Annotated in this window: 24 protein-coding genes; 2 read left to right on the plus strand and 22 right to left on the minus strand. The window is 40.7% G+C overall.

Features of this window, described 5'->3' with window-relative positions:
* Positions 1-147: 147 nt before the first annotated feature.
* The 17 genes from ABJV04_RS06240 to yceD all read right to left on the minus strand — a co-directional run bounded on the left by ABJV04_RS06240 (position 148) and on the right by yceD (position 15940).
* Positions 148-2031 (minus strand): DUF885 domain-containing protein, encoded by a 1884-nt coding sequence (locus ABJV04_RS06240; RefSeq protein WP_348490450.1) that lies wholly within the window; start codon positions 2029-2031, stop codon positions 148-150.
* A gap of 71 nt (positions 2032-2102) precedes the next feature.
* On the minus strand, positions 2103-3548 hold the full coding sequence (locus ABJV04_RS06245) for an amidohydrolase (RefSeq protein WP_348490451.1): 1446 nt from the start codon (positions 3546-3548) through the stop codon (positions 2103-2105).
* A 236-nt stretch (positions 3549-3784) separates the two neighbouring features.
* The gene (locus ABJV04_RS06250) at positions 3785-4630 is read right to left on the minus strand and encodes an HAD family acid phosphatase (protein ID WP_348490452.1); all 846 of its coding nucleotides are present in this window, start codon (positions 4628-4630) and stop codon (positions 3785-3787) included.
* A gap of 42 nt (positions 4631-4672) precedes the next feature.
* Positions 4673-5461 carry a hypothetical protein gene (locus tag ABJV04_RS06255; RefSeq protein ID WP_348490453.1) on the minus strand — a complete coding sequence of 263 codons (789 nt, stop codon included), beginning with the start codon at positions 5459-5461 and terminating at the stop codon, positions 4673-4675.
* Between the two features lie 75 nt (positions 5462-5536).
* Positions 5537-6310: a YchF/TatD family DNA exonuclease gene (locus tag ABJV04_RS06260; RefSeq protein WP_348490454.1), complete on the minus strand. Its 774-nt coding sequence runs from the start codon at positions 6308-6310 to the stop codon at positions 5537-5539.
* A 15-nt stretch (positions 6311-6325) separates the two neighbouring features.
* Positions 6326-7222: a DNA polymerase III subunit delta' gene (gene holB / locus ABJV04_RS06265; RefSeq protein WP_348490455.1), complete on the minus strand. Its 897-nt coding sequence runs from the start codon at positions 7220-7222 to the stop codon at positions 6326-6328.
* Positions 7207-7845: a dTMP kinase gene (gene tmk / locus ABJV04_RS06270; protein WP_348490456.1), complete on the minus strand. Its 639-nt coding sequence runs from the start codon at positions 7843-7845 to the stop codon at positions 7207-7209. Before tmk ends, holB begins: the two co-directional genes overlap by 16 nt.
* Positions 7846-7849: 4 nt before the next feature.
* Positions 7850-8863, minus strand: coding sequence for an endolytic transglycosylase MltG (gene mltG, locus ABJV04_RS06275; RefSeq protein ID WP_348490457.1), 1014 nt, complete (start codon positions 8861-8863; stop codon positions 7850-7852).
* Entirely contained in the window at positions 8856-9689 is an 834-nt protein-coding gene (pabC, locus tag ABJV04_RS06280; protein WP_348490458.1) for an aminodeoxychorismate lyase, read from the minus strand. Before pabC ends, mltG begins: the two co-directional genes overlap by 8 nt.
* Positions 9690-9775: 86 nt before the next feature.
* Complete coding sequence (gene fabF, locus ABJV04_RS06285; protein WP_348490459.1) at positions 9776-11014, minus strand: beta-ketoacyl-ACP synthase II; 1239 nt, start codon at positions 11012-11014, stop codon at positions 9776-9778.
* Between the two features lie 77 nt (positions 11015-11091).
* Entirely contained in the window at positions 11092-11331 is a 240-nt protein-coding gene (acpP, locus tag ABJV04_RS06290) for an acyl carrier protein (RefSeq protein WP_008844663.1), read from the minus strand.
* Positions 11332-11509: 178 nt separating this feature from the next.
* The gene (gene fabG / locus ABJV04_RS06295) at positions 11510-12250 is read right to left on the minus strand and encodes a 3-oxoacyl-ACP reductase FabG (RefSeq protein WP_348490460.1); all 741 of its coding nucleotides are present in this window, start codon (positions 12248-12250) and stop codon (positions 11510-11512) included.
* A 13-nt stretch (positions 12251-12263) separates the two neighbouring features.
* A complete protein-coding gene (fabD, locus tag ABJV04_RS06300; RefSeq protein WP_348490461.1) occupies positions 12264-13193 on the minus strand; it encodes an ACP S-malonyltransferase in 930 nt (309 codons plus the stop codon).
* 35 nt (positions 13194-13228) lie between these two features.
* On the minus strand, positions 13229-14188 hold the full coding sequence (locus tag ABJV04_RS06305) for a beta-ketoacyl-ACP synthase III (protein WP_348490462.1): 960 nt from the start codon (positions 14186-14188) through the stop codon (positions 13229-13231).
* Positions 14189-14191: 3 nt separating this feature from the next.
* The gene (gene plsX / locus ABJV04_RS06310; RefSeq protein WP_348490463.1) at positions 14192-15223 is read right to left on the minus strand and encodes a phosphate acyltransferase PlsX; all 1032 of its coding nucleotides are present in this window, start codon (positions 15221-15223) and stop codon (positions 14192-14194) included.
* Between the two features lie 2 nt (positions 15224-15225).
* The gene (gene rpmF, locus ABJV04_RS06315) at positions 15226-15396 is read right to left on the minus strand and encodes a 50S ribosomal protein L32 (protein WP_216046542.1); all 171 of its coding nucleotides are present in this window, start codon (positions 15394-15396) and stop codon (positions 15226-15228) included.
* Between the two features lie 10 nt (positions 15397-15406).
* Positions 15407-15940 (minus strand): 23S rRNA accumulation protein YceD, encoded by a 534-nt coding sequence (gene yceD, locus ABJV04_RS06320; protein ID WP_348490464.1) that lies wholly within the window; start codon positions 15938-15940, stop codon positions 15407-15409.
* A gap of 109 nt (positions 15941-16049) precedes the next feature.
* On the opposite strand from yceD, the gene ABJV04_RS06325 reads away from it, so the two are divergent.
* On the plus strand, positions 16050-16628 hold the full coding sequence (locus ABJV04_RS06325; RefSeq protein ID WP_348490465.1) for a Maf family protein: 579 nt from the start codon (positions 16050-16052) through the stop codon (positions 16626-16628).
* 9 nt (positions 16629-16637) lie between these two features.
* Here ABJV04_RS06325 and rluC read toward each other — a convergent pair whose 3' ends face one another.
* Positions 16638-17597 carry a 23S rRNA pseudouridine(955/2504/2580) synthase RluC gene (gene rluC, locus ABJV04_RS06330; protein ID WP_348490466.1) on the minus strand — a complete coding sequence of 320 codons (960 nt, stop codon included), beginning with the start codon at positions 17595-17597 and terminating at the stop codon, positions 16638-16640.
* A 725-nt stretch (positions 17598-18322) separates the two neighbouring features.
* Here rluC and rne point away from each other — a divergent pair.
* Complete coding sequence (rne, locus tag ABJV04_RS06335; protein WP_348490515.1) at positions 18323-21355, plus strand: ribonuclease E; 3033 nt, start codon at positions 18323-18325, stop codon at positions 21353-21355.
* A 125-nt stretch (positions 21356-21480) separates the two neighbouring features.
* Here rne and ABJV04_RS06340 read toward each other — a convergent pair whose 3' ends face one another.
* The 4 genes from ABJV04_RS06340 to ABJV04_RS06355 are packed head-to-tail and all read right to left on the minus strand — an operon-like array spanning position 21481 to position 25496.
* Complete coding sequence (locus ABJV04_RS06340) at positions 21481-21942, minus strand: acyl-CoA thioesterase (RefSeq protein ID WP_348490467.1); 462 nt, start codon at positions 21940-21942, stop codon at positions 21481-21483.
* Positions 21943-22710, minus strand: a complete 768-nt coding sequence (locus ABJV04_RS06345; protein WP_348490516.1) for a rhomboid family intramembrane serine protease — start codon at positions 22708-22710, stop codon at positions 21943-21945.
* Positions 22711-22770: 60 nt separating this feature from the next.
* Entirely contained in the window at positions 22771-25017 is a 2247-nt protein-coding gene (locus tag ABJV04_RS06350; protein WP_348490468.1) for a molybdopterin cofactor-binding domain-containing protein, read from the minus strand.
* The gene (locus ABJV04_RS06355; protein ID WP_348490469.1) at positions 25014-25496 is read right to left on the minus strand and encodes a (2Fe-2S)-binding protein; all 483 of its coding nucleotides are present in this window, start codon (positions 25494-25496) and stop codon (positions 25014-25016) included. Before ABJV04_RS06355 ends, ABJV04_RS06350 begins: the two co-directional genes overlap by 4 nt.

Consider the following 25496-nt stretch of genomic DNA (forward strand, 5'->3'; position numbering starts at 1 on the left):
GTATTCTTTCTTATGGATTATGCTTATGGGTTTTGATGGGAGTGATCAAGGGGCTTAATGTAAAAGACACTGATCATTTCAAGCAAACTGAAATGACCAATGCCTTTGTAGTCGTTCTAAAACATATTTCTTATTGAAAGTGTAAATTTAGATTTTTGAATCTATCCATGCATGTATGTTATCTGTCAATACCGTTAAATTAACCGCGCCATGAATAAGTACTTGATCATTAAATTCTGGCAAAGAAAATTTATCTCCCAACTTTTCTTTAGCCAATTTACGTAGTTCGAGAATACGTATTTGCCCCAATTTGTAAGAGGTTGCTTGTCCTGGCATGACCGCATAGCGCTCTACTTCTCTAGTTAAGGATGCAACACTTTGCCCAGTATTTTTATGCATCCAGTCAATGGCGTATTCTCTACTCCATTTCTTATAATGAATACCTGTGTCTACTACAAGTCGAGCAGATCTAAAAAGATCTGATTGTAATCGACCAATATCACCTAAGGGATCGTCATCGTATAATCCTAGTTCTTTAGCAAGTAATTCTGCATAGAGCGCCCAACCTTCACCATAGGCGCTAAACCACAACATATTCCGAATCATAGGCATATCGTCAATTTCCTGAGCGATACTCACTTGCAAGTGGTGACCTGGGCTGGCTTCATGATAAACCAGAGTTGGTAACGAAAGGATTGGCCAGTCAGCCGTATCTTTCAAGTTTATCCAAAAAACACCTGGGCGAGAGCCGTCTAAGTTCGGTGAGGTATAATAGCCACCGGGAGAACTGTCTTGCTCATAAATTGATATACGACGCACTTCAACTTCGGCCTTTGGAATGGTGTTAAGAATATTAGGCAGTAATAATTCTACTTCTCGCATTTGTAAGTTGAGATCGTTCAATAATTGATTTCGACCTTCATCGGTATTTTGATATAGATTGGCGGGATCTTCAGACAAAGCAATGACTCTATCGATGACCTCCCCTTCTGAATGACCGATAGACTTTAACAGTTCGTCTATTTCAGACTTAATACGTGCAACTTCGTTCAGGCCTAATTGATGAATTTGTTCGGCAGTCATATCTCCAGCGCCAAAATTTTGTAACGCTAATTCATATAATTTTTCACCATCGGGCAATACCCAAATACCGGGTTCACTTTGTGCTGACGCTAAAGTGGCAGTTAGTGCTTTTTGAAGTCTGCCATAACCTGGGTAGACTTTTTCCAAAGTGATTTTTTCAGCGCGATCTATATAGTCTGCACGTTCTGCATCACTAATCTCTGCTACTGATTTTAAACGGTTGTCTAACACCACTACTAATGGGTTTTCAGCCGCAGCGCCACTCGTCATGCCAGAGATAACGTTTAACGCACCTTCAATGGCAAATTTAGGTGGAATTAAACCGTGTTTGGCATCTAAGGTCACAACATCAGCCATATCTGTATAGGCTTTTTCTAACAAACTTAGTCGCGTCAGATAGTCTTCTACATCGGCTTTATTGTTGAGTGGTTGTTCAGTTTGTAGAGATCTTGGCAAGTCAATGTGTATTCCCGTTAACTGAGTGATTGCATAAGGGCTATAGATAGATAGTGGATAAAAAGCACCAAATACATAGGGTTCAAATTGTTTTGTCATTGCAATGGCACTGGTTAAGACATCATAACTTGTAGCCGCTGTACCAGTTAATAATGAACGATCAATTTTTGATAAATCAGCTTCCATTGAATCACGTAATGCTTTTGACTTGGCAATATTTTCAACAGAGTAGTCTCCAAGCTTGTTGTTAAATTTCCCGCCGAAATATTCTTCTGATACACCTAAGGTTGTCGCCAGTGTTGGTGTATGCTGCAATAACGCTTTAGTTTGTTTGTCCATCAAGGCTAAAAATGCAGCCGTTTCGTCTTGATTAGTTTGTTGCTGAACTACTAATTTAACGTCTTGCTTACTCTCTGGCATTTGAGGATCACTAAAACAAGCCACTAAGTTAAGTGTCATTGCTGTTGTGATGCATATTTTGAATAATTTCATATTTCTTCCCTTGCTTTGGGTTTACTTTTCTCTATCCTAACAAATTAGCTTAATACAGCTATTAGCACTTATTATTTTCTATATTCGAGAGCTGGAGCGCGATCACCAATCATAGACTTATATTTCAACGCGTCTTTTCTTTCAAGGTATTCTTTTTTCGCAGCTTCAACATTGTCAGGGTGAGCAAATAAATTGATTGCAGTTTTAGTTAACACTTCGCTCGCCAGATACATACCTTTGTAGCCAATATCAGTACCACTCATCGCTGATGCTTGCCAAGTATGGGGAGGTGTTCCTTTTACCCATGTTGAACTTGAGATACCCACGGTTGGTACTTGCCAGCTCACATCTCCTACATCAGTAGAGGCTGACCACACTGCGATCTTTTCACTAAATGGAAGTGAACTGCTGTGTTCTTGCATATTAAAAGAATGATTTAACGTTTCGCTTATATTGCTAGCAAATGCTTGTTCATCTTTTGACAATGTAATCGGTTGGGCAGCAACAATGGCTTGGTCCGCTATTTTCGATAGGGTCACGTTAGGGAGTACGCTCCACACTCCGCCTGTCACTTCTACTTCAACTCTGGTTTGCGTGCCTAAAGCAGCGCCCTCTGCAGCATTGTTCAATCGATCCCACAAAGACAAGACTGTTGCAGGTTCAACAGAGCGCACGTAATAATACACTTCAGCAAATTCAGGCACTATATTAGGAGCAGTTCCACCATGGGTGATCACATAATGAATACGTGTCCCATCGGGTACGTGTTCACGCATTAAATTAACCATCATGTTCATGGCCTCAACCGCGTCTAAAGCCGAACGTCCTCTATCCGGCGCGGCAGCGGCATGGGCTGCAACACCATAAAACCGAAACTTACCACTTTTATTGGCTAATGAAGTATAAGGAGCTGCGGTTGTTCTATCTGATGGGTGCCAATGCAATGCCACATCGACATCATCGAACAAACCTTCTCTAACCATATAAACTTTACCGGATCCCCCCTCTTCTGCTGGCGTGCCGAACACCTTTATCTTTCCTTGTTCAGGATGTTTATCTAAATAGTCAGCTAACGCTAAAGCGGAGCCAATCACGCCTCCGGCAAATAAATTATGCCCACAAGCATGTCCAGCATGTACATGGCCATTGGTCGATATCGGTTGTTTATCAGGTGTATTTTTCACACCCATTCCTGGTAACGCATCCATTTCTGCTAGTAAGCCAATAACTGGCCCAGTATCTCCGTACTCTGCAACAAAAGCTGTGGGCATGCCTGCAACCCCGGTCTTGATGGTGAACCCACGTTCAGCCAATGCAGCTTGCATCAATGCGCTGCTATCATGCTCAAGAAAACCTAATTCAGGCGCTTCCCACATGGATTTAGCGATTTGCTTCATTACAGGTTGGTAGTTTTTTGAAGATGAATCGATACTTTGTTGGCTGTGGCTAAGATTAGAAAATCCAGTCGCTACACATAAAAAGCTCGCGAGTAATGTTTTGTTGAATTTAGTTTTCATGTTTGATTCTCACAGTATGCCTGTCTTTTTTGGTTTTAGTTCAGTTCTAGCAATCCAGATTGCTTATAACAATTCTGCATCAGTATCACAGGCTTGATTAAATATAATATCAAGGATTTCACTTATAGAATTGATGATTCTTAACATCAAAGGAAGGAGGATTTTTTAGTTTACCCATAGCTTGAAGTAAACTAAAAAATGCCTGAATTGTGAACCTAATTGATTCCGAATAGGGTTTAGTACCCTTTTAAATAATTAACTCTTGGCGCTTCTAAAAGCTGTGACCAAGACCCGTAAGTAGGGTTGCCTAAGATGAACCATTTAACTCCCCAATTATCTTGATAATCAGTAACTAGGTCTTTTCTAGCTGATGGGGTAATTCCTCTTTTCACATTTGGTAAAAAATCACCAAGATCATCACCGATCAACATGATAATTCGATAGGACTCAGCGACTAATTCTCGTCTTGATTGCTTTTCAGAGCTCCAATCGGCTTTTTCTTTTTTAAGAAATACATCCTCAGAGTCGACTTGGTTAATACCCACGCTTTTTAAGTTGTTAATGGTTTCTTGCTTTTGCGGGCAATGATTAGAAGAATTATCTCGTGATTTACATTCACGGTTAGTGATATAGATTATTTCAACGCCCATTTGTTGCGCTTTATTGATAAATGCGACTGCACCAGGAATTTCAGGGGCCGACTGCAAAGACACCCATTGGTCCCACTTTTTCGGATCATAGCTATAGTCATTTAAAATCATATCGGCTTGAAATTGTGAGTTATCCAAGACAGTTTCATCTACGTCTAAGATGATAGCTGGCGGTAAGTTCCCATAGTTGTCTTGTTGCTCGATGGCAGAAGTCCAACTTGAATCTTTTATTGCATTATTCAATTGCAACTCTGCTGCTTTATAAGTTTGCAGCGCATTACCTTTATACTCTGCAGAGGTTTGCATCCATAAAGTACTGTTTAGATTCATTAATTCATTTGAACTAGTTGGTGTTGATTCCTTATGAACCACGACACAGCCACTTAAGCTGACGGCCAATAAAACACTACATAGAGGAACTGAATATCCCATTTTTAATATAACTCCTAACTTATGATTACTAACGCTATGGCGCTATCCCTGTTGAGAGGCGCAGGCCATAATACTTGCTGTCCCACCTATTGATCCAACTAACTCTTCGCCAATTTTGTGTATTTCATCTAATTCTAGTGGCCATGAATAGGATCTGGACGAAAATGGAAATAACACGTAAAGAATATCACCTTTGGGCGCACCTGCTCCATTTCGAGGGTTGACGTTATTGCCACCAAGACCTTCGGCTAAGGCCATGGACATTTCCCCTAAACTTGCATTTTTCGGACCCACATCGGCCACCACAAAAGCACTGTGTTCGCCTGATTTAAGGTTAAAAGCAACGCCAATATCCCCTAAGCGTCCAGTGCCTTTTTTATTATAAAACTTTCCTGGATAGACTAAATACGGGATCTTGGTCGCATCCACATAACGAGAAACATCTAAATCAGCTCTACTTTTATCAAATAAAGATGTTTTTGATATAAAATACCCAGCGAAATCCCCCTCCTTTTGCACATAGGGTTTAGTGGGATCACTAGGATCTTCAACTAACACTGAGTTCCACCAATTACTATTTGGATAACCCGCATTTAAGTAGTTATCTAATCCAGTATTTTCAGGGTGATAAGCATTAGGCGCGCCATCTGCATCTATTGCCTTATGCTCTGTTTGGAATAAAAACGCCGACTTAGTTGGATTACGTAATAACTGCTGTTGTTTGTATTCTTGCCAAGGTTCGAATTGACACTCTTCAGCCTGCACCCAAAAACTAGGTAAAGATAATAACAGCGACAAATTAACTAGCAGTATTTTTGCAAGGTTTTCCATTTGAAACTCCTAATTTAATTTAAATACAAACTATAGTCGAAGCTGTCAATACCAGTGCTTTTTGTTTTACCTGTTTTACCGAGATTTTATGCCATCAAACAAATCGTAAAAGTTCTTGGTAGTCGCTGCAGCGAGCTCTTCCACACTCACGCCTTTCAATTCCGCGATAAACTCTGCCACCTCCACCACATAACCTGGTTGGTTTTGTTTGCCACGATACGGGATCGGAGCCAACCAAGGCGAATCGGTTTCAATTAGCAACTTATCCAAAGGCAGGGCTTTTACTACGGCTTGTAATTCTTGAGCGGATTTGAAAGTAACGATACCTGAGATGGAAATATAAAAACCCATTTCAATGGCTGCTTCAGCCATTTCTAAAGACTCAGTAAAGCAGTGTAATACTCCTTTAGTATGCTCGGCTTTATGTTCGCGCAACAAGGACAAGGTATCTTCTCTTGCATCTCGAGTATGGATAATTAATGGCTTAGATAGCTCATTGGCAACTTTAATATGATCAATAAAGGATACAAGTTGCACTTCTTTAGTATCACTACTGTAAAAATAATCTAAGCCAGTTTCCCCCACCGCAACGACCTCAGGTCTAGCTGCCATGGCTAATAAATCATCATAACTGCAAGCGTCTTCTTGATGTAAAGGATGGACACCACAGGAAACCGACACGTCATCAAAGTCGCTGACTTTGGACAACATCTGGGGAAAGTCTTTTACTGAAACTGCGACACACAGAAAATGATCCACCCCCCGCTGCTTAGCAAAGTGAATGACTTCTTGTAACTCTTCACTTGTTTTATCTAATTTGTCGAGATGACAATGGGAATCTACAAACAAAAAATAACTCCTATTTTAATTAGCGTGTTGGCGCATTAAGCGGTAATAATCCGTTAGTATATCGGATAATATCAACAGGCGATTTACCCCTGGATTTTGTAATGCTTCGGAGGCTTTAATTAATTTATCTTCTAGCTTCCACAATAAATTGTTATGCAAACCAGTGATAGCCAATTTTGATAAATCATATTGCAGCCATAAAACCACTTGTTCAGCTTCTTTTTGCCATTTATCGGCAAGAGTTAAAGAACTTACTTGGGCTTGTTTCAACTGATTTAACGAAGTGGAAAAATCCTCAAAAGTGATCCCGTCTTTATTGGCAAGCTGAGCAATGACCTTGAGGGGGCATTGACCATATATCCGAATAATATCGTCGTTTACACCTGCAATATTTTGCGACGCCAACCACTGCTTACATTGTTCGAAACTTGGTGCCTGTAAATTCACTTTTTCACAACGACTAATAATAGTTGGCAATAATCTTTCAGGAAAAGCGGATATTAAAAACAGAAAGGTATTTTCTGTGGGTTCTTCTAAGGTCTTCAATAATGCATTGGCCGCAGATTCGGTCATACTTTCTGCTTGTTCAATAATCAGAACTTTGTTTCCAGAAAGGTGTGCGGTACTGGTTAATTTTTGTATTGCATCACGAATGAGATCCACACCTATTTGTTTATCTGAGGCGACTCGATGCACATCCGGATGGGATTGAGCGTCAAAAAGTGAACAGGATTGACAATTTCCGCAGGGCTTTTGGTGGGCACTTTTGCATAAAATGGACTTGGCTAAAACTAAGCTAAAATCCGTCTTACCAATTCCCACAGGCCCCTTAATTAAAAGTCCATGATGCAAGCTACTATTTTGTGCTCGATGCCCAAGCTGAGAATAAGATTCAGCTAACCAAGGGTACACGATTGATCCTTTAAAAAGCAGCTTAAAGCGGTTTGAATATCTGCATGAACGTTTTCTATTGTTTGCATCGTGTTGATGGTAACTATACTGTCATCCTGTTCGCACAGTTGCAGATATCGTTCACGTGTTCGTTCAAAAAAGGAAATGTCTTCCAACTCGATCCTATCTAATTCCCCTCTACCTCTAGCTCTTTTTAATCCCTCGGTAGGTTCAACATCCATATACAGAGTGAAGTCTGGCTTGAAGCCATTTAACGACAATTCACTTAAGGTTGTCATTTTTTGGCTTGAAATTCCGCGACCACCACCTTGATAAGCTTGAGAGGACAAATCATGGCGATCACCTATTACCCAATCCCCTTGAGATAAGTGTGGCTTGATTACGTTTTCAAGCAATTGCACACGGGCTGCATACATCAGCAGTAATTCGGCTTCTATTGTTACCTTTTCCTGCCAAGGATGTTTTACACATTCTCGAATGGATTCGGCCATGGGAGTTCCCCCTGGCTCTCGGGTACACACTACCTTTAGTCCTTGATGTTCGAGTTGTGCTTTAACTGTGGCGATAGCGCTACTTTTACCTGCGCCTTCTAACCCTTCGATAACGATAAATTTACCTGACATTTAATTAATTACTTTTACTTTTTTTAAGTTGATACTGCCTAACGGCTCGATTGTGTTCTTGTAATGTTTCAGAGAAATAATGGGTGCCATCACCTTTGGAAACGAAATAAAACTCTTCTGTATACAAAGGATGCAACACCGCATCAATACTTAACTTGCTTGGCATTGCAATGGGTGTTGGAGGTAGCCGCTTGATTACATATGTATTATATGGGGTAGCTTGCCTAAGATCTTTACGCCTAATATTACCATCAAATGCTTCGCCCATTCCATAAATTACCGTTGGGTCTGTTTGCAAACGCATACCTCGATTGAGTCGGTTAACAAATACAGCAGCAATGCGAGGCCGCTCAATGGGCACCCCCGTTTCTTTTTCCACAATTGAAGCCATGATCAACGCTTCATAAGGACTTTCATAAGGTAAGTTTGCTTGTCTGGTTTGCCAAGCTTCTGAAAGATAACTGGTGAGTGCCTGATGGGCTGTTTTTACAATATCCTCTACTTTTGTTCCACTGGTAAAATGGTAAGTATCCGCCAATAACCAGCCTTCGATAGACTGACCGGGTAGATCAGGATCTAACATTTCAAGCCATTGTTCGTTGCTTTTAGATGATTTCACTAAATGAGGATGATTGTTTAACTGGATCAGCCAATCTTGCCAGCGTAATCCTTCTATTAGACTAATTTGATATGTTTTCTCTATTCCTCTAGATAACTTATCAAACATGATGCGTGCGCTCATGCCTAAACTTAACTCATAAGTACCGGCTTTTATTTGGCTTAATTCAGGTTCAAGTTTTAGGGCGGCCTTTACCAATACGGGATGTTTGATTATTGAACGCTCATATAATTTATTAATCACTGAGTGAGCGTATTGCCCCTTTTCAACGACTAGTATTTGACTGCCAACGATGTTCAATGGGTTGTTAAACGCGGTATTAATCTGGTAGACCAAAACAATCATGACAGCAAAACAAAACACTATGCTACCTAGTAGAAACTTTAACCACCTACTCATTTAATACTACCTCGTGTTGATTGGCACAAAACCAATCAGAAAATACACTTTCATCGCTATCTAAAACCCGTTGTTGCTCATCCATGTTGATTGTTTTGACGTTTATAATTTTCATTAAACTATTGCATATAAATGCTTCGTCACATTCGAGTAAAACTGAAGTTTTGAGCAAAGAAACCTGCAAAGGCACCTTATTTTCTTTCATTACATCAATAACATGGTTACGCATAACCCCTACAACACCGCTGTACTCTAGCTTTGGGGTAAACCATTGCTTATCTTTGCGCCAAAACAAATTTGCTGCACTACATTCAATAATATTCGAATCAGTATCACATACAATGACGTCATCAACGTCCATGTTTTGCATTTCATGTTTAATTAAAACTTGTTCCAAGCGATTTAAATGTTTAATACCGGCTAACAAAGGTTGCTTGGCTAATTGTATGCTACTCACCCCAACAGTCATGCCTTTGCTTCTTAAATCGGTATACTGTGATGGAATTTCAGACAAACTAATATAGCAATGGGCTGAATCAACCCCACTAGTTCCGTATCCCCGACCACCAAAGCCCCTGGATATTACCGCTTTAATTACCTGCTTTTGGTAATTTAAGGCGATATTTTCAAGCCTATCTTGTAAATCACCCCAATGGTTAAAATCAATTTTTAAACGTTGGCAACCGTCTTTTAATCTGTTCATATGTGCAGTTAACAGTTCAATCTTGTTGTTATTCACACACATGGTAGTAAAACAACCGTCACCATAGGAAGCAATCCTATCGTTACTCAAAATTCGGTCATTTGCGGAAAGTTCGATAATCATTTTTTACCAACAAAAAAGCCCAGTAAGAACTGGGCTTAATCTTAAACTATTGAATGTGCTACGCAATAATTCAATTTAAAATGTGACTAGATTTTTTTAAATAACAAAGAACCATTAGTGCCACCAAAACCGAAAGAGTTACACAACGCGTATTCCATACTCACTTTTCGAGCCGTGTTGGCAACAAAATCCAAGTCACATCCTTCACCTGGGTTATCCAAGTTAATTGTTGGAGGTGCTATTTGATCTTGTAGTGCTAATATGGTGAAAATACCTTCCACTGATCCAGCAGCACCTAGCAAATGACCTGTCATTGATTTGGTTGAGCTTACAAGTACTTTATCAGCTGCTGAGCCAAAGATGCGTTTAACCGCTGCGACTTCAGCCTTATCACCAGCAGGTGTAGAAGTACCATGAGCATTGATATAACCAATTTCACTGGCCGGTAATTTAGCATCATTCAATGCATTTTCCATAGCCGCTGCTGCACCCTCACCGTCTGCTGGTGGCGAGGTCATGTGATAAGCATCACCACTCATACCAAAACCGACTAGTTCAGCATAGATTGTAGCACCTCTGGCTACCGCTTGTTCATACTCTTCAAGCATTACAACTCCAGCACCCTCGCCCATCACAAAACCATCACGGTCTTTGTCCCAAGGACGACTTGCCTTAGTAGGATCATCATTACGGGTAGATAACGCTCTAGCCGCTGCAAATCCACCTAAGCCTAAAGGCGAGATTGAAGACTCTGCACCGCCTGCCAACATCGCATCAGCATCACCATAAGCGATGGTACGCGCGGCAATACCAATATTATGCACACCGGTAGTACAAGCAGTAACAATATTTAAATTAGGACCTTTCAAACCTTCAAAAATAGATAAGAAGCCTGAAATCATATTAGTAATAGTGGCAGGAACAAAAAATGGTGTAAGTTTTCTAGGGCCACCGGCTAACATTTTTTTATGGTTTTCTTCGATTAGACCTAATCCACCAATACCAGAACCAATTGCCACACCTACTCTTTTTGCATTTTCAGCAGTAATTGCCAATTTAGAGTCGGCCAAAGCTTGTTTTCCCGCAGCTATTCCTAACTGAATAAAGCGGTCCATTTTTTTGGTTTCTTTTTTGGGGATATAACTTTCCACATCAAAATCTTTAATTTCCCCGGCAAAGCGAGTACTAAAATCAGATGTATCAAACGATGTGATAGGACCTATTCCACTTTTACCTTGTAAAATGCCGTCCCAAGTTGAATTGGTGTCTCCACCTAAGGGGGTCAGCATGCCAAGACCCGTTACTACTACGCGACGTTTAGACACATAGGCCTCCGCATAAAGTTTATTATTTTATGTATAAAGAAGAAAACGGCTCAGACTGAGCCGTTTATAGGAGTATCTTACGCGTCTTTATTAGCGTTAACGTAGTCTATTGCAGACTGAACTGTAGTAATTTTTTCTGCTTCTTCATCTGGAATTTCAGTATCGAATTCTTCTTCCAAAGCCATTACTAATTCAACAGTATCTAGTGAATCCGCACCCAAATCATCAACAAATGACGCTTCAGCTTTTACTTCTTCTTCTTTAACGCCCAATTGCTCGACGATGATCTTTTTAACGCGTTCTTCGATATTACTCATGATTCTAGTTTTCCCTATAAGTAGCTAGAGTTTAAATTTCCGGTAGTTTATTCAGCTAGCCTCTGTCTTGCAAGTAAGACAATTAACTTTTTATCTGGTCAAACCACCGAATCAAATTAGTCTAATAAACAGTACATTAACAATCAACTTCTAAAAGTGTGACTATTTAATACGTTTATTATCCCATATACATACCACCGTTTACATGGATAGTTTCACCCGTAATGTAAGCGGCATTATCACTTACTAAAAAGCTAACAGCTGCGGCAATCTCTTTTGGCAAACCTAATCTGTTAGCTGGAATATCTTTGAAAATGGCTTCTTTCTGCTCTTCAGTCAATGACTTTGTCATATCTGTGTCAATAAAACCAGGTGCTACAACGTTTACGGTAATGCCTCTTGAAGCAACTTCACGCGCTGTAGATTTACTAAACCCGATAACACCAGCTTTAGCTGCTGCATAATTAGCTTGTCCTGGGTTACCCGTAGTACCGACAACCGAGCCAATATTCACTATTCTACCACTACGTTTTTTCATCATGCCACGTAAAACTGCTTTAGTCAGTTTAAAAATAGGCGTTAAGTTGGTATTTAGAATATCTTCCCACTCTTGATCTTTCATTCGCATCAGCAAATTATCACGAGTCACACCTGCATTATTAACTAAAATATCAATTTCGCCATGATTTTCTTTAATTTTAGTCAAAACTTCATCAAGAGACGTCTGATCAGTTACATTTAATGTTAGACCATGACCACCAAATTTAGAAAGGTAATCGGTTATGGAATCAGCACCTTTATCAGATGTGGCCGTTCCTATGACTACCGCACCTTGTTCAGCCAATGACTCAGCGATAGCTCTTCCAATACCACGACTAGCACCAGTAACTAGAGCAACTTTTCCATTTAAATCGTTCATTATAATACCTTAATTACAGTAGTTTTTGGACTGATTCGACTGTGTTTAATGAGTCGGTTTCGATACTTTTATTGATCCGCTTAATAAGACCAACAAGTACTTTACCTGGACCTACTTCATACATTTTTTCTACATTTTGAGCAGCTAGAAACTCAATGGTTTCAGTCCATCTTACCGGACAATAAAGCTGTCTAACCAACGCATCTTTTATGCTATTTGCATCAGTAGCTGACATTACATCAACGTTATTAATAACAGTAACACTAGGCTGTGCAAATGTAATGGATTCTATCAAAGCAGATAACTTCTCAGCCGCAGGTTTCATTAATGCACAATGAGAAGGCACACTAACAGGCAATGGTAATGCTCTTTTAGCACCCGCTTCTTTACACAAATCTGCAGCAACTTTAGCGGCTTCAGTAGTACCGGCAATCACCACTTGTCCTGGCGAGTTAAAGTTAACTGCAGAAACAACTTCACTGGTTTGTTGCTGAGCTTTTTCACATGCATCTAGAATAAGATCATCAGCCAAGCCAATAATCGCATACATAGCACCCTGACCTGCAGGCACAGCTTGCTGCATGAATTGACCTCTAGCTTCAACCAATTTAACGGCTTCTTTCAAGCTGATAACATCGGCACATACCAAAGCAGAATACTCGCCTAAACTGTGACCAGCCATATAATCTGGTTTGTCACACCCTAAGTCTAAGAGTAATCGATAAATGGCTACACTTGCAGTCAATAACGCAGGTTGAGTGATGTGAGTTTGATTAAGTTGTTGATTTTCATCATTTTGAACCAAATCCCACAAGTCATAGCCTAACGCTTCTGAGGCTTCACTAAAAGTCACTTGAATTTGTGGATAATTCGCGGCCAGATCGGCCAACATTCCAACTGTTTGAGATCCCTGACCGGGAAACACAAAAGCTTGTTTAGTCATAAAACATACCTTGGGTAAATTTAAACAAATAGAAATTAATATTTAACGAGGGCTGCAGCCCAGGCGAATCCACCACCGAATGCTTCTAACAATAAATTTTGGCCGCGTTTAATACGTCCATCTCTTATTGCTTTGTCGAGTGCTGTAGGCACAGTAGCAGCAGATGTATTGCCGTAATCTTCTAAGGTTAGTACAACTTGATCCAAAGACATTTCTAATTTTTTGGCTGTTGCTTTAATAATTCGGAAGTTTGCCTGATGAGGAACCAACCAATCTAAATCCGATTTTTGCATGTTATTTGCTTTTAAAGTCAGCTCAACTACTTCGCTAAGTTTCGTTACAGCCACTTTAAAAACTTCATTGCCTTTCATGCTGCCCCAGTTTTCATGCACTGATTGTTCATTACCATGTTGAACATGGCCAATTTGCAACAAATCACCATATGAGCCAGCAGCGTTGATATGAGTAGATAATATACCGGGTTCTTCACTAGCTTCAAGAATTGTTGCGCCAGCTGCATCACCAAATAAGATAACCATTGAACGATCTTCAGGGTTGATCATTCTTGATAAACAATCAGTACCTAACACTAATATCCGTTTTACCATGCCGCTTTTAATATACTGATCTGCCACACTTAGGGCATAACAATATCCGGCACAGGCAGCGGCTATATCAAACGCTGGAATACCATCGATTCCTAACGCTTTTTGAATTTCACAGGCGGTGCTAGGTAAAGCGTAACGTCCACTAGTGGTAGCACACACAATCATATCAATTGAGTTTTTATCAATACCAGCCGCTTCAATAGCTTTTAAAGATGCTTCGTATCCCATAGTGGCAGCAGTTTCATCTGCACCAATAATTCTTCTTTCTTTTATGCCCGTTCGATCGGTTATCCATTCATCAGTCGTATCAACCATCAATTCTAGATCTGCGTTGCTACGAACTTCTGCAGGGTAATAACTTCCAGTACCTATTATTCTTGAGTACATATTTTAAGAGCGCTCCATTAAAACGGATTCAATTTTATCTTTTATTTTTTTCGGAACTTGCCGTTGCACTTCTTGTTCAGCTTCCTTAATCGCAAACAAGAAAGCATCCGAAGAAGCATTACCATGGCTCTTGACCACAATTCCGCGCAATCCTATCAGACTAGCGCCGTTATACTGGTCGGGGTTCACCCTTCTATAAATTTTTCTTAATAGAGGCAAGGCTATTTTTGCCAATAATTTTGTCACCCAATTTTCGTTTGATACCCGCTTTGCCTCTTCTAAGACTAAGGTTGCTAACCCTTCACAGGCTTTTAAAGCGATATTACCAACAAAACCATCAGCAACCACAACATCTGCGCAATTTGTAAAGATGTCATTACCTTCAACAAAACCAGTATAGTTTATTCCTTCGGCTTGCTGTAACAACTGAGCCGTAAACTTCACTTGGTCATTGCCTTTAATTTGTTCTTCGCCCACATTTAATAACGCCACTCTTGGGTTTTCAACGCCAGCCACTTCTTGTGCGAGTACCGAGCCCATAACTGCATATTGAAATAAGGTTTCTGAGTCACAATTTACATTTGCCCCTAAATCTAACAAAAATAACTTATGGTGATCATCGGTGGGTAATGCAGACACTAGTGCGGGACGGTCGATACCGGGCAAGGTTTTTAGAACGTGATAAGCAATGGCAAGAAGAGCACCTGTGTTACCGGCGCTAACACATGCATCAGCATCACCACACTCTACTCGCTCTAAGGCGCGACGCATGGACGAGTCTTTTTTATTACGAAGGGCCGAACTTGGTCTTTCATCCATGGCAACTTGTTCTGAACAGTGCTGAATCTCGACGCGTTCTTGAATGGATGAATTTTGGGTACTAATAACCTTGGAGATGATTTGTTCATCACCACAAAGTATAAAATATAGGTGTGGAATTTCGTGCAGTGCTTTAATTGCAGCAGGAAGAGTTACATGGGGGCCGTTGTCGCCCCCCATAATATCTAACGCAATGGTTAGACGGCTAAAAGTCATTGCTAGTCAGCGATAACTTTTTTGCCTTTGTAGTAACCGTCAACAGTCACGTGATGACGAAGATGCGTCTCACCTGAAGTTGAATCTACAGACAAAGTCGCTCCAGTCAAAGAATCGTGTGCACGACGCATACCACGCTTTGAACGAGTTTTCTTGTTCTTTTGTACAGCCATTACATTACTCCTAGTCTCGCTTAAGTTCTTTCAAAACCGCGAAAGGGTTTGGACGTTCATCGGCCGGTTCAATCTTACCAAACTGCATTTCATCCCGCTTGATATTGCAATCCTCCTCTGCATGAAGGGCAACAATAGGCAAAGACAATATTAGTTCATCCTCGAACAATTGCAGTAGATTGATTTCTCCATGGTCATTGACCTCTACCGGTTCGTAAATATCCGGCAATTCAACTGCATCATCTGTTTCAACTGCTTTCCGTTTAATCGGACTAAAACAAAATGATGTGTGAATTGAATGAGCAAATTGCTCATTACATCTCTGACAGACAAGCTCCACAGATGTTGATAGTTGTCCTTGAAAAAAATTCAGACCCTGCTCGTCTTTATCGAATTTTACTTCAGCTTCAACAGTATCAGCAGCGGCGGCCACTGCGCTAAGAAAACGCGCCATATCAGAAGTCATCATCACACCCTTATAATCGGAGCGTTTTGTTGCACTTTTGACTGGTTCAATAAACTTGGGCAATTTCACTTTCTGCATAGGGCGCGCATAATATAGATACTGAAGCCGTTAGTCAAAGGAAAATATAGCCAAAAGCGCCCTATTCCCTAATAATAATCAAGACTTTTTATTCACTAACTGGAAAATTGTGGAAATTATACTCGCTTCTACTTCTCAATATCGTAAAGCCCTATTGCAAAAACTGCAATTGAAATTCAGCTGTCATGGTCCTGATGTTGATGAAACTCGACTTGCTAATGAGTCGGCTAAAGCCATGGCACTTAGGTTGGCAGAAGCAAAAGCAGATGATGTGGCCCGCCACTATAGTAGTGGTTTAATTATTGGCTCTGATCAAACGGCCGGTTTAGATAATGACATTTTAGGGAAACCTGGAAACGCCAAAAACGCGAAAGCTCAACTGCAAAAATGCAGCGGTAAAGAAGTGGTATTTTACACGGGTTTATGTGTGATTGATGCAGCCACAAATAAAAGTTTATCTAAGGTAGAAGAATACAGAGTGTGTTTTAGAGACCTAACGGAGCAACAAATAGAAAACTATATTGCTAAAGAAGCTCCGTTCGATTGTGCCGGTAGTTTCAAATGCGAGGGCTTGGGAATTAGTTTATTTAGCCAATTACAAGGGCGAGATCCCAACTCTTTAGTCGGCTTACCCCTTATTGCCCTGTGTGACCTATTAATTGAGTTTAATATGGATGTGCTTGCCTAGGAACGAATATTAAGCTTCACGTTTTCTTAAAGCATTCAGTCCTTTGGTCAATGAACTATCTAAATTAGCGGTGTGACTCATTTGCTTTCCACTCACTGGGTGCACATATAAAATCCGGTGGGCATGTAAAAATAAACGTTGTAAACCCAGTTTCGCCATAAAATGGTTGAACTCTTCGTCCTTATACTTGTTATCGCCAGCAATTGGGTGTCCAGCATGCTGGCAATGAACACGTATTTGGTGAGTTCTGCCTGTAATGGGTGATGCTTCTACCAAAGTTGCTTGAGAAAAGGACTCTAAAATACGAAAGCGAGTTTCCGATTCTTTACCTTCAGCAGCCACCGTTACGATACGCTCACCTGACTTCACTATATTTTTCAATAAAGGCGCTTTAACTTTGAACCTGTTTTCAGGCCAATTTCCATGCACTAATGCTTGATAGCGCTTATCCACGGTTTTATTGCGAAGTTGCTCATGTAAATGTTTTAAAGCTGAACGTTTTTTTGCGATCAACAAACAACCTGATGTATCTCTGTCTAAGCGGTGAACTAATTCTAAAAATTTAGCCGTTGGACGAAGCGCCCTTAAAGCCTCAATCACCCCAAAACTTAAACCACTACCACCATGCACAGCCATTCCTGATGGTTTATTAACGACTATTAACACCTCATCTTCATATAAGATATGTGATTCTAAGGTAGCAACCTTATCAAGTTTAGTTGATGGAGCAGTTTGATTTGACTCAGACACTCGAATAGGCGGTAAACGAATTTCATCACCGCTAATTAGTTTGTATTCTGGTTTAATCCGTTTTTTATTTACTCGCACTTCACCTTTACGCAGAATTCGATAAATCATACTTTTTGGCACACCCTTTAATAATGTGCGTAAAAAATTATCAATTCTTTGGCCTTCGTGTTCTTCATCAATGGCTAAAAATTGTACTTTATCGAAGTTTGTATCCGTCATTTACGAGCCTGTAGAGTTTTACTAATTGGATTTAATCGTTAGTTGAACGCATTTGTTTGCGAAGCTTATTCATAAGCCGAGAATTTAAACACCTTAGTATAACTACTAAATTCAACTGGTTTGGGGCGCTATTCTAACTTAAATATATAAATTAGCTTTATAATTTTTATTTGCTTGCCAGAGAGTTAGTTTTAATGTGATAATCCGACCGTTTAGCTGGCTTTGCAGTTGCATAGCAGTAAACAATGCGATGAAAATAGAATTTGTATGGCATCAACGAAATAAATTTCGTAACACATAATGATGCATTGCCGCTATCGAAGTGAGTATTTTTTCGATTAGATTGGGCAAGCAAATTCACAACTCATCATGCGATATACAATAAAAAAGTACCAATCGCAGAATAGTAAGAATTGAATTTGGCAACAAACTGATGTGTTTTGTTTAACATCACGTCAGTTTGAAAAGATAGACAAAAAATTTATTGGGGTGAGGCGTTTCACCCAAGGGTCTGAAGTTAAAATTACCAACCGTAATAATTCACTTCCCTAATGAAATCATATGCTTAAGGTTACGCCTTGGCACATCTAAACGCGCACAAGATCTGTTTTTTACAGTCGTGAGACTGAAGGTGATTTCAGCTTGGTGCAGCTTGCAAGCCACGTTTTTCAGTTCTACATTATTCCGCATTCGGTACTAAAACCGAGTCTTATACAATGAAAAGAATGTTAATAAACGCTACTCAACAAGAAGAGTTGCGTGTTGCATTGGTCGATGGACAAAAGCTTTATGATCTTGATATCGAAAGCCCTGGACACGAGCAAAAAAAAGCCAATATTTATAAAGGAACGATCACCCGAGTAGAGCCCAGTTTAGAAGCTGCGTTTGTAGATTACGGCGCTGACCGTCATGGTTTCCTTCCTCTAAAAGAAATTGCAAAAACCTATTTCCCACAAGGTTACAAGTTTGACGGCCGTCCAAGCATCAAAGATGTAATCAAGGAAGGTCAAGAAGTCATCATCCAAATTGATAAAGAAGAGCGCGGCCAAAAAGGCGCTGCGCTTACGACCTTTATTAGTTTAGCCGGTAGCTACCTTGTGTTAATGCCAAATAACCCTCGTGCAGGCGGAATATCTCGTCGTATTGAAGGTGATGAGCGCACCGATTTAAAACAATCCTTAAACAAACTTGAGTTGCCTGAAGGCATGGGCTTGATTGTAAGAACCGCTGGTGTAGGCAAATCTTTTGAGGAATTAGAACACGATTTAAACGTGCTAATTCGTCATTGGAATGCGATTTCTGAAGCGTCTGAATCTAAACCTGCTCCTTTCCTTATTCACCAAGAGAGTAACGTTATCGTTAGAGCGATACGTGACTATTTACGTCGTGATGTAGGTGAAATCCTAATTGATAGTCTTGAAGTGTATGAAAAAGCGCTACAACATATTCAATTAGTAAGACCAGACTTCGCCAGCCGAGTAAAACAATATACCGGTGACGTGCCTCTTTTCAGTCATTACCAGATTGAAACTCAAATCGAATCCGCTTTCCAACGTGAAGTTCGCCTTCCCTCTGGTGGTTCAATTGTTATTGACCCAACAGAAGCGATGATTTCCATTGATATCAACTCCGCCCGAGCAACAAAAGGCGGTGATATTGAAGAGACGGCGTTTAATACTAACCTTGAAGCGGCTGATGAAATTGCACGTCAATTGAGATTGCGTGATGCCGGTGGTTTGGTAGTCATAGACTTTATAGATATGACCCCAGTTCGTCACCAGCGTGAAGTTGAGAATCGTCTTAAAGATGCCGTTAAACATGATCGAGCTAGAATACAATTAGGTCGTATATCTCGTTTCGGTTTGTTAGAAATGTCACGTCAAAGATTGCGCCCATCGTTGGGTGAGTCTGCACATATCGTGTGCCCTCGCTGTAGTGGCCATGGTACAATCCGTGGTACTGAGTCTTTAGCATTATCGGTTCTTCGCATAATGGAAGAAGAGAGTATTAAAGACAACACCGGACAAATAGAAGCGCAACTTCCAGTTAATGTTGCAACTTATTTGTTAAACGAAAAAAGACGTTCAATTCAATCTATTGAAAAACGTCATGGTGTGAATTTGCTGATTATTCCAAATCCAAATTTACAAACTCCCCATTACCATGTTGCTCGTAGACGTCCTGATGATACCGTAACTGAAGCAAGCTATAACATTGAGTTAATGGATACCCAAGCTGCAGAGGTTGATAATCCTACTCAAGAAGTTAAGCCTAAAGAGCAGCCTGTTTTACAAGGCTTGTCAGCTCCTCAACAAGCTCCTGTTGCGGCTAAAGCTGAAGAACCTACTTTGTTAACTAAGGTTTCTAAATGGCTATCCGGTTTGTTTGAAAGCGAACCAGAAGAAACCACTAAAAAACAAACTAGTAATTCTCAAAATAAGCGTCCACAACGTAATAGTCGTAATCGCAATGAGCGCTCTGGTAATCGCAAGCCTAGAACTAGCGATCGTAAAGATAAGCCAGCTCGTAATAATGACAAGACTCAATCTGAAAAGCGTGATCAAAAACGCGATCAGAAGCCTAAGCAACGTCGTGATAACCGTAATAAACCTCAAGAAGCTAAATCAAATGATGTAGCTAAAGAGAATGTTTCTACTCAAGCCCAACCGGAACGTAAAAACGAGAAAGTAGCTGAGCGTAGAAAAAGACGTGATACCCGTCGAAATGTGCGTGGTGATAAAGCTGAAAATGAGAAAGCGACTACTCAAACTCAATCGGACGTGACTAAAACAACCCAGCATAAAGCTAAGGCTGAAGAAGTTAAAAACGATAAAGTTAAGAATGAAGAAGCGAACATTGACGAGTTGAATAATGCCACGCAAACCGCTGTAGTAGAGGAAACGGTTAAAACTGAGTCTAAGGATGAAGGACAAACTGAGCGCAGCAGAAGCAGACGCTCTCCAAGACATATTCGTGCTGCTGGCCAAAAGCGCAGAAAAGAAGAAGCTGGAGTTGAAGAAACAAACGCAACTGATAGCGCTGAAAAACCTGACAATTTAGCTCAAGATGAGCTTAAATTTGAGTCTCATGATACACCTACAGTGCAAACCACTGACAATGGGGATGAGGCGAAGGCAGAAAAGCCGAAAGCTAAACCTCGTACTAGAAGACGTCCTAAGAAAGTAGAAGAAAACACATCAGTGTCTACTACCGATGAAAGCGCTACTGAAGGTGCTAAGCAGGATGTTGTTGAAGCTAGTGCAGAAACTGCACCTGAAGCCAAAGAACCGGTTAAAGCAGCTAAACCTGCAAAGCCTAAGGCAACTCAACCTGAGCAAGTAGAAATTCAGTTGGATGCCGACAATTCTGAGCCGGCGACGAAAGAAGCCGTTGCTAAAGTTGAAGAAGCCCCTGCTCCTGCTGAGGTTCAAGCACCAGTTCAGCAAGAAGTTGAGCAAAAGTCAGCTGAGCCTAAAGCGACTGAGGCAGCTGTCCCAGCTCAAAAAGCACCAAAAGCCAAGTCAGTTGCGAGTAAACCAAAAGCGGTGAAAAAGCCAAAGGTTACTGTAACGAAAGTGCCTGTATCTCATCCTATGGCTAAGCCTAAAGCGATAGATACTGATTTCAATGAAATTGAAATTAAAGCCCTAGCCGCTGATAAACGTGCAGGCCTTAAAGTATCAGGCAAAACAGCCTCTATGGCTAACACAGCAAACAGTTCAACAGCTGCAGCAACTAAGCCAGGCTCTGTTGCTTAAATAATGAATGGCTAATTAAGCCTATCAATACAAAACGCCGATGAATTCACATTCATCGGCGTTTTTTTATGACCTTTATTCATATTTAGGTATGCTAAACGAATGCTAATTTGTTAACTAACATTTCAGTTGTTAATCAATCCCGCAAGATTGACCCTGACGCCCGGCGCTCCCTCAAGCAATTGCTGCTTTAATGCTTGATTGATTTCCACCTTTTTATAGTTTTTGGCATCTACCATCACATAAATCACTTCAATGGTGCATATGCTTTGTCCGTCTTTTTGCTGAAACATGTCTACATGCAGTGTAAATGACGAACTTCCGACTTTAGAAACACTTACCTTCATACAAATAACATCATCAAACTTAGCGGGGCGCTGCCAACTAATATTGAGATTCACAACTTGATTGTCTAACCCTTGAGCCAGTAATTTATCAAAACCTCCCAATACTGCGCGCATAAACTCTGTTGCTGCTAAGTCTGCATATTCGGCATATCGGCTATTAAAAACCACTTGTTGTGCATCACATTCGGCATATCTTACTCTTAGTAACACTTCCATTGGCATATTGTTTAGTTCAGACATTTAATCCTTCTCTCTTATTATTGATGATACTCTCACCTGCTGATTTTTATCTTCAATCTTGTCGTTATCGTTTTCTTCAGTCCTATATTCAGATAGATTTTGCTGACTAGAGTCCTGTGCATAGAATTTTTCGGCGCTTAACCACTGCTCGCCAATTTTAGGCTCATCAGCAATTTCTGGATCTTCCCATTCGTAGCGTTTTATAGAGGGTTTAGGATCAAGCTTATGCCACAAAAGCGCACTTATGATGCCTGCAAGAGCACCAAATAAATGGTATTCAAAGGAAACGTTTTCTTGGCGCGGGAAAATGGTCATAGTCATGCCACCATACATAAAAAACGCGGCCATCATAATAGCTATGGAACTTTTATCTCGTCTAAATAGGCTAACCACGAATAGATAGAAAAATACTCCGTGGGTTAGGCCGCTAGCTCCAAGGTGATACGCATTTCTAGCAAACAACCACACGCAAGTACCAGAAAACAACCAAACAAAAAGCAGTACTCGCCAACGCGAACGGGGATATCCGTAAAGCAAAAAGACACCTAAGATCAACAAAGACAAGGTGTTATTAAATAGATGTTCTGCAGAACCATGAATTAACGGGGCTGTTAATATTCCCAATATACCTTGAACGGCTTGGGGATAAACACCTAACCACCCAAGGTCAACATGGAATAATAATTCAAATGATTTTATGCACCACAAGAAGCCAATAAAAAAACTAATGACAGTGATGCTAGATTGTAAAGATGGCTTTGTTTTCATCATTCAAGGATGGGGGCGATTTGCCTAAACAAAAGAGACGCCCCCAAAAGCCATTTTATTTTACACTGACATATGATTCTTAACCGGTAAATCCCTTATGCGTTTACCACTGGCATGGAATATAGCATTGGCTAAACTTGGTGCCACCGGCGGCGTACCTGGTTCACCAACACCTCCAGGAGGTGCATCTGATTCAATAATGTAAGTTTCTATTTTTGGACATTGATGCATCCGCAATACTTGGTAATCGTGGTAGTTTGATTGTTCTACCGCACCATCTTTAACTGAGATCTCCCCCAATAAGGCGATAGACAAGCCGAAGATCATCGAACCTTCTTGTTGCGCTCTCACGCGATCTGGGTTGACTACTGTACCGGCATCAATAGTTGAATGGATTTCCAAAACTGTCACTTTGTTGTCCACTACTTTAACTTTTGTGGCAACGGCGCAATAACTCACAAAGCTTCGATGGACACAAATCCCCCATCCTTCATTTTCTTTGGTTGGTTGATCAGCGCCAGATTTTTCCACAACTAAATCCAATGCTCTTTTAATACGTTTAATGTCCACCGGAAAAACATCTTGAGGCTCGCCATAATTCTGATAATCAAAATCATCGGTTTTGGGATTCACTAAACGATCTTTACCCAGTAGCTGATGCCACATTTTATGGGTTGAGATACCGGCTTTTGAGGCTAACTCGTCAACAAAAGAACCTTGCGCAAAGCTGTGCTGAATATTACACACTGAACGCATCCATCCAATTCGAATATGACCTGTTGCTTTGTGAGTTTCGCAAGCTAAGTTATTTACTTCAAAAGGCAAGTCACCGAAACCTAACGACAGTTCATTCATTTGAGGTTCGTCAACGGTACCGGTAAATGTCCACAAAATACTAGGGAAAGCAGTACGTTGCAGCCAAGATGTAACCTGTTGTTTATCATCCATAGCGGCAGCTAAATGTTGCACACTTACGGAGTGATAAAAACCCTGTTGAATGTCATCTTCACGGCTCCAAACCACTTTTACCGGTCGATTTAGCTCTTTTGCCAATAGCGCGGCTTCAATGGAGAAATCGGGTTTGGCTTTTCGGCCAAATGCGCCACCTAAAAAAGTAACATTGATTTTGACTTTATCCTGTTCGATACCCAGAGCCTGGGCTACATTTTGTTGGGTAACTTGAGGAGACTGAGTACAGGCCCAAATTTCACACTTACCGTCTTTTACCACGGCAGTGGCTGCAGATGTTTCCATAGGGGCTTGGGAAAGATAAGGTACGCTGTAAATAGCACTGTGTGTATCTATTGAATTTTCTAGGTCAGAGTAAACATCCCCTTCAACACGAATAGGTTTACCTTTAGTCACAATACGATTTTTTAGCTCAGCAACATATTCAGTCGTATTGTGTTTAACGTTATCACCTAACTCCCAATCAATATTAAGTGACTTACGACCCTGTAGTGCTGACCAAGTATTATCGGCAATTACCGCTACACCATTCATCGGGTGAAACATCACTGGCATTGGCTGTTCTGGCATTTTAAAGGTTGCAACTACCCCTTTTACCGACTTTGCAGCCTCTGCGTCATAGGACTTTACTTTCGCCCCTAATACTTTTGAACGTTCGATACTGGCATACAGCATGTTTTCCAACCGAATATCTTGTCCAAATTCAGCTTGTCCGCTGACGATTTCGGTTGAATCAATACCAGTAATGGGTTTACCGATGAGTTTAAACTCTTTTTTCGATTTGTAGGTCAAGGTTTCAGGATCTGGAGGAGATAACTTGCCAGCTGCTTCCGCAATATAACCAAAGCTCACTTTACGGTTAGAGTCTTTATGATGTACATAACTGTCTTCAGCATAAACTGTATTTACATCTACCTTCCATAGATCTGCTGCAGCTTGCTCTAGCATCGCACGAGCAGATGCTCCCATTTGCCGTAAGGTAGTATAAAATCTGCGAATTGAGCGTGAACCATCGGTATTTTGACTGCCGTATTCTTTATTGGCTAAACCTTGTACAACAGACACTAACTCCCAGTTTGCACATAACTCTTCAGCAACAACCTGAGGAATAGATGTACGTATTCCCTGTCCCATTTCACTGCGGTGACAGATAATGTCCACTTTGTTATCGGCGTGTATGCTAACAAACAGGTTTAACTCTACATCATCTTGGCTAGTAGGTTGAGCCCAAACCGGAGTATAACTTCCTAAGCTACTGGCCAGTACAAAACTACTTGCACCTATTCCAGATACTTTTAAAAACTGACGGCGACTGACATTTTCTATTTTATGGCTCATGCGTCATCTCCCACGTTCTTGGCAAGATCTACCCCTTTGGCAACACTTTTAATCGCGGCTTTAATTCGAGGATAGGTTCCACAACGACATATATTACCTTGCATATAGTTATCTATATCTTCATCGCTAGGAGATGCATTTTGAGATAGCAGAGCCACCGCACTCATTATTTGACCAGATTGACAATAGCCACACTGGGGAACATTGTGTTCTATCCAAGCTTTTTGAACCGGATGATCACCACTAACCGATAAGCCTTCAATAGTAGTAATTTGTTTACCAGCCACTGCTGAGATTGGCATAACGCAAGAGCGAACGGGCTGTCCATCAATATGCACAGTGCAAGCTCCACATTGGGCCATACCACATCCAAACTTACTTCCAGTTAACCCTAAAGTATCTCTTAATACCCACAACAGCGGCATAGAGGGTTCAACATCCACTTGTTGTGGTTTTCCGTTCACACTGAAATTAATCAC

This window comes from Aliiglaciecola sp. (assembly GCF_039982535.1).
Lineage (GTDB): Bacteria > Pseudomonadota > Gammaproteobacteria > Enterobacterales > Alteromonadaceae > Aliiglaciecola.

Coding starts and splice junctions, on each gene's coding strand:
- mltG (WP_348490457.1), bottom strand. CDS start 8,863: ATGAGTAGGTGGTTAAAGTTTCTACTAGGTAGCATAGTGTTTTGTTTT.
- rne (WP_348490515.1), top strand. CDS start 18,323: ATGTTAATAAACGCTACTCAACAAGAAGAGTTGCGTGTTGCATTGGTC.
- ABJV04_RS06245 (WP_348490451.1), bottom strand. CDS start 3,548: ATGAAAACTAAATTCAACAAAACATTACTCGCGAGCTTTTTATGTGTA.
- ABJV04_RS06255 (WP_348490453.1), bottom strand. CDS start 5,461: ATGGAAAACCTTGCAAAAATACTGCTAGTTAATTTGTCGCTGTTATTA.
- yceD (WP_348490464.1), bottom strand. CDS start 15,940: ATGCAGAAAGTGAAATTGCCCAAGTTTATTGAACCAGTCAAAAGTGCA.
- rpmF (WP_216046542.1), bottom strand. CDS start 15,396: ATGGCTGTACAAAAGAACAAGAAAACTCGTTCAAAGCGTGGTATGCGT.
- ABJV04_RS06340 (WP_348490467.1), bottom strand. CDS start 21,942: ATGTCTGAACTAAACAATATGCCAATGGAAGTGTTACTAAGAGTAAGA.
- acpP (WP_008844663.1), bottom strand. CDS start 11,331: ATGAGTAATATCGAAGAACGCGTTAAAAAGATCATCGTCGAGCAATTG.
- plsX (WP_348490463.1), bottom strand. CDS start 15,223: ATGACTTTTAGCCGTCTAACCATTGCGTTAGATATTATGGGGGGCGAC.
- ABJV04_RS06250 (WP_348490452.1), bottom strand. CDS start 4,630: ATGGGATATTCAGTTCCTCTATGTAGTGTTTTATTGGCCGTCAGCTTA.
- ABJV04_RS06240 (WP_348490450.1), bottom strand. CDS start 2,031: ATGAAATTATTCAAAATATGCATCACAACAGCAATGACACTTAACTTA.
- fabD (WP_348490461.1), bottom strand. CDS start 13,193: ATGACTAAACAAGCTTTTGTGTTTCCCGGTCAGGGATCTCAAACAGTT.
- pabC (WP_348490458.1), bottom strand. CDS start 9,689: ATGATTATCGAACTTTCCGCAAATGACCGAATTTTGAGTAACGATAGG.
- rluC (WP_348490466.1), bottom strand. CDS start 17,597: ATGACGGATACAAACTTCGATAAAGTACAATTTTTAGCCATTGATGAA.
- tmk (WP_348490456.1), bottom strand. CDS start 7,845: ATGTCAGGTAAATTTATCGTTATCGAAGGGTTAGAAGGCGCAGGTAAA.
- ABJV04_RS06350 (WP_348490468.1), bottom strand. CDS start 25,017: ATGAGCCATAAAATAGAAAATGTCAGTCGCCGTCAGTTTTTAAAAGTA.
- ABJV04_RS06345 (WP_348490516.1), bottom strand. CDS start 22,710: ATGAAAACAAAGCCATCTTTACAATCTAGCATCACTGTCATTAGTTTT.
- ABJV04_RS06305 (WP_348490462.1), bottom strand. CDS start 14,188: ATGTACTCAAGAATAATAGGTACTGGAAGTTATTACCCTGCAGAAGTT.
- fabG (WP_348490460.1), bottom strand. CDS start 12,250: ATGAACGATTTAAATGGAAAAGTTGCTCTAGTTACTGGTGCTAGTCGT.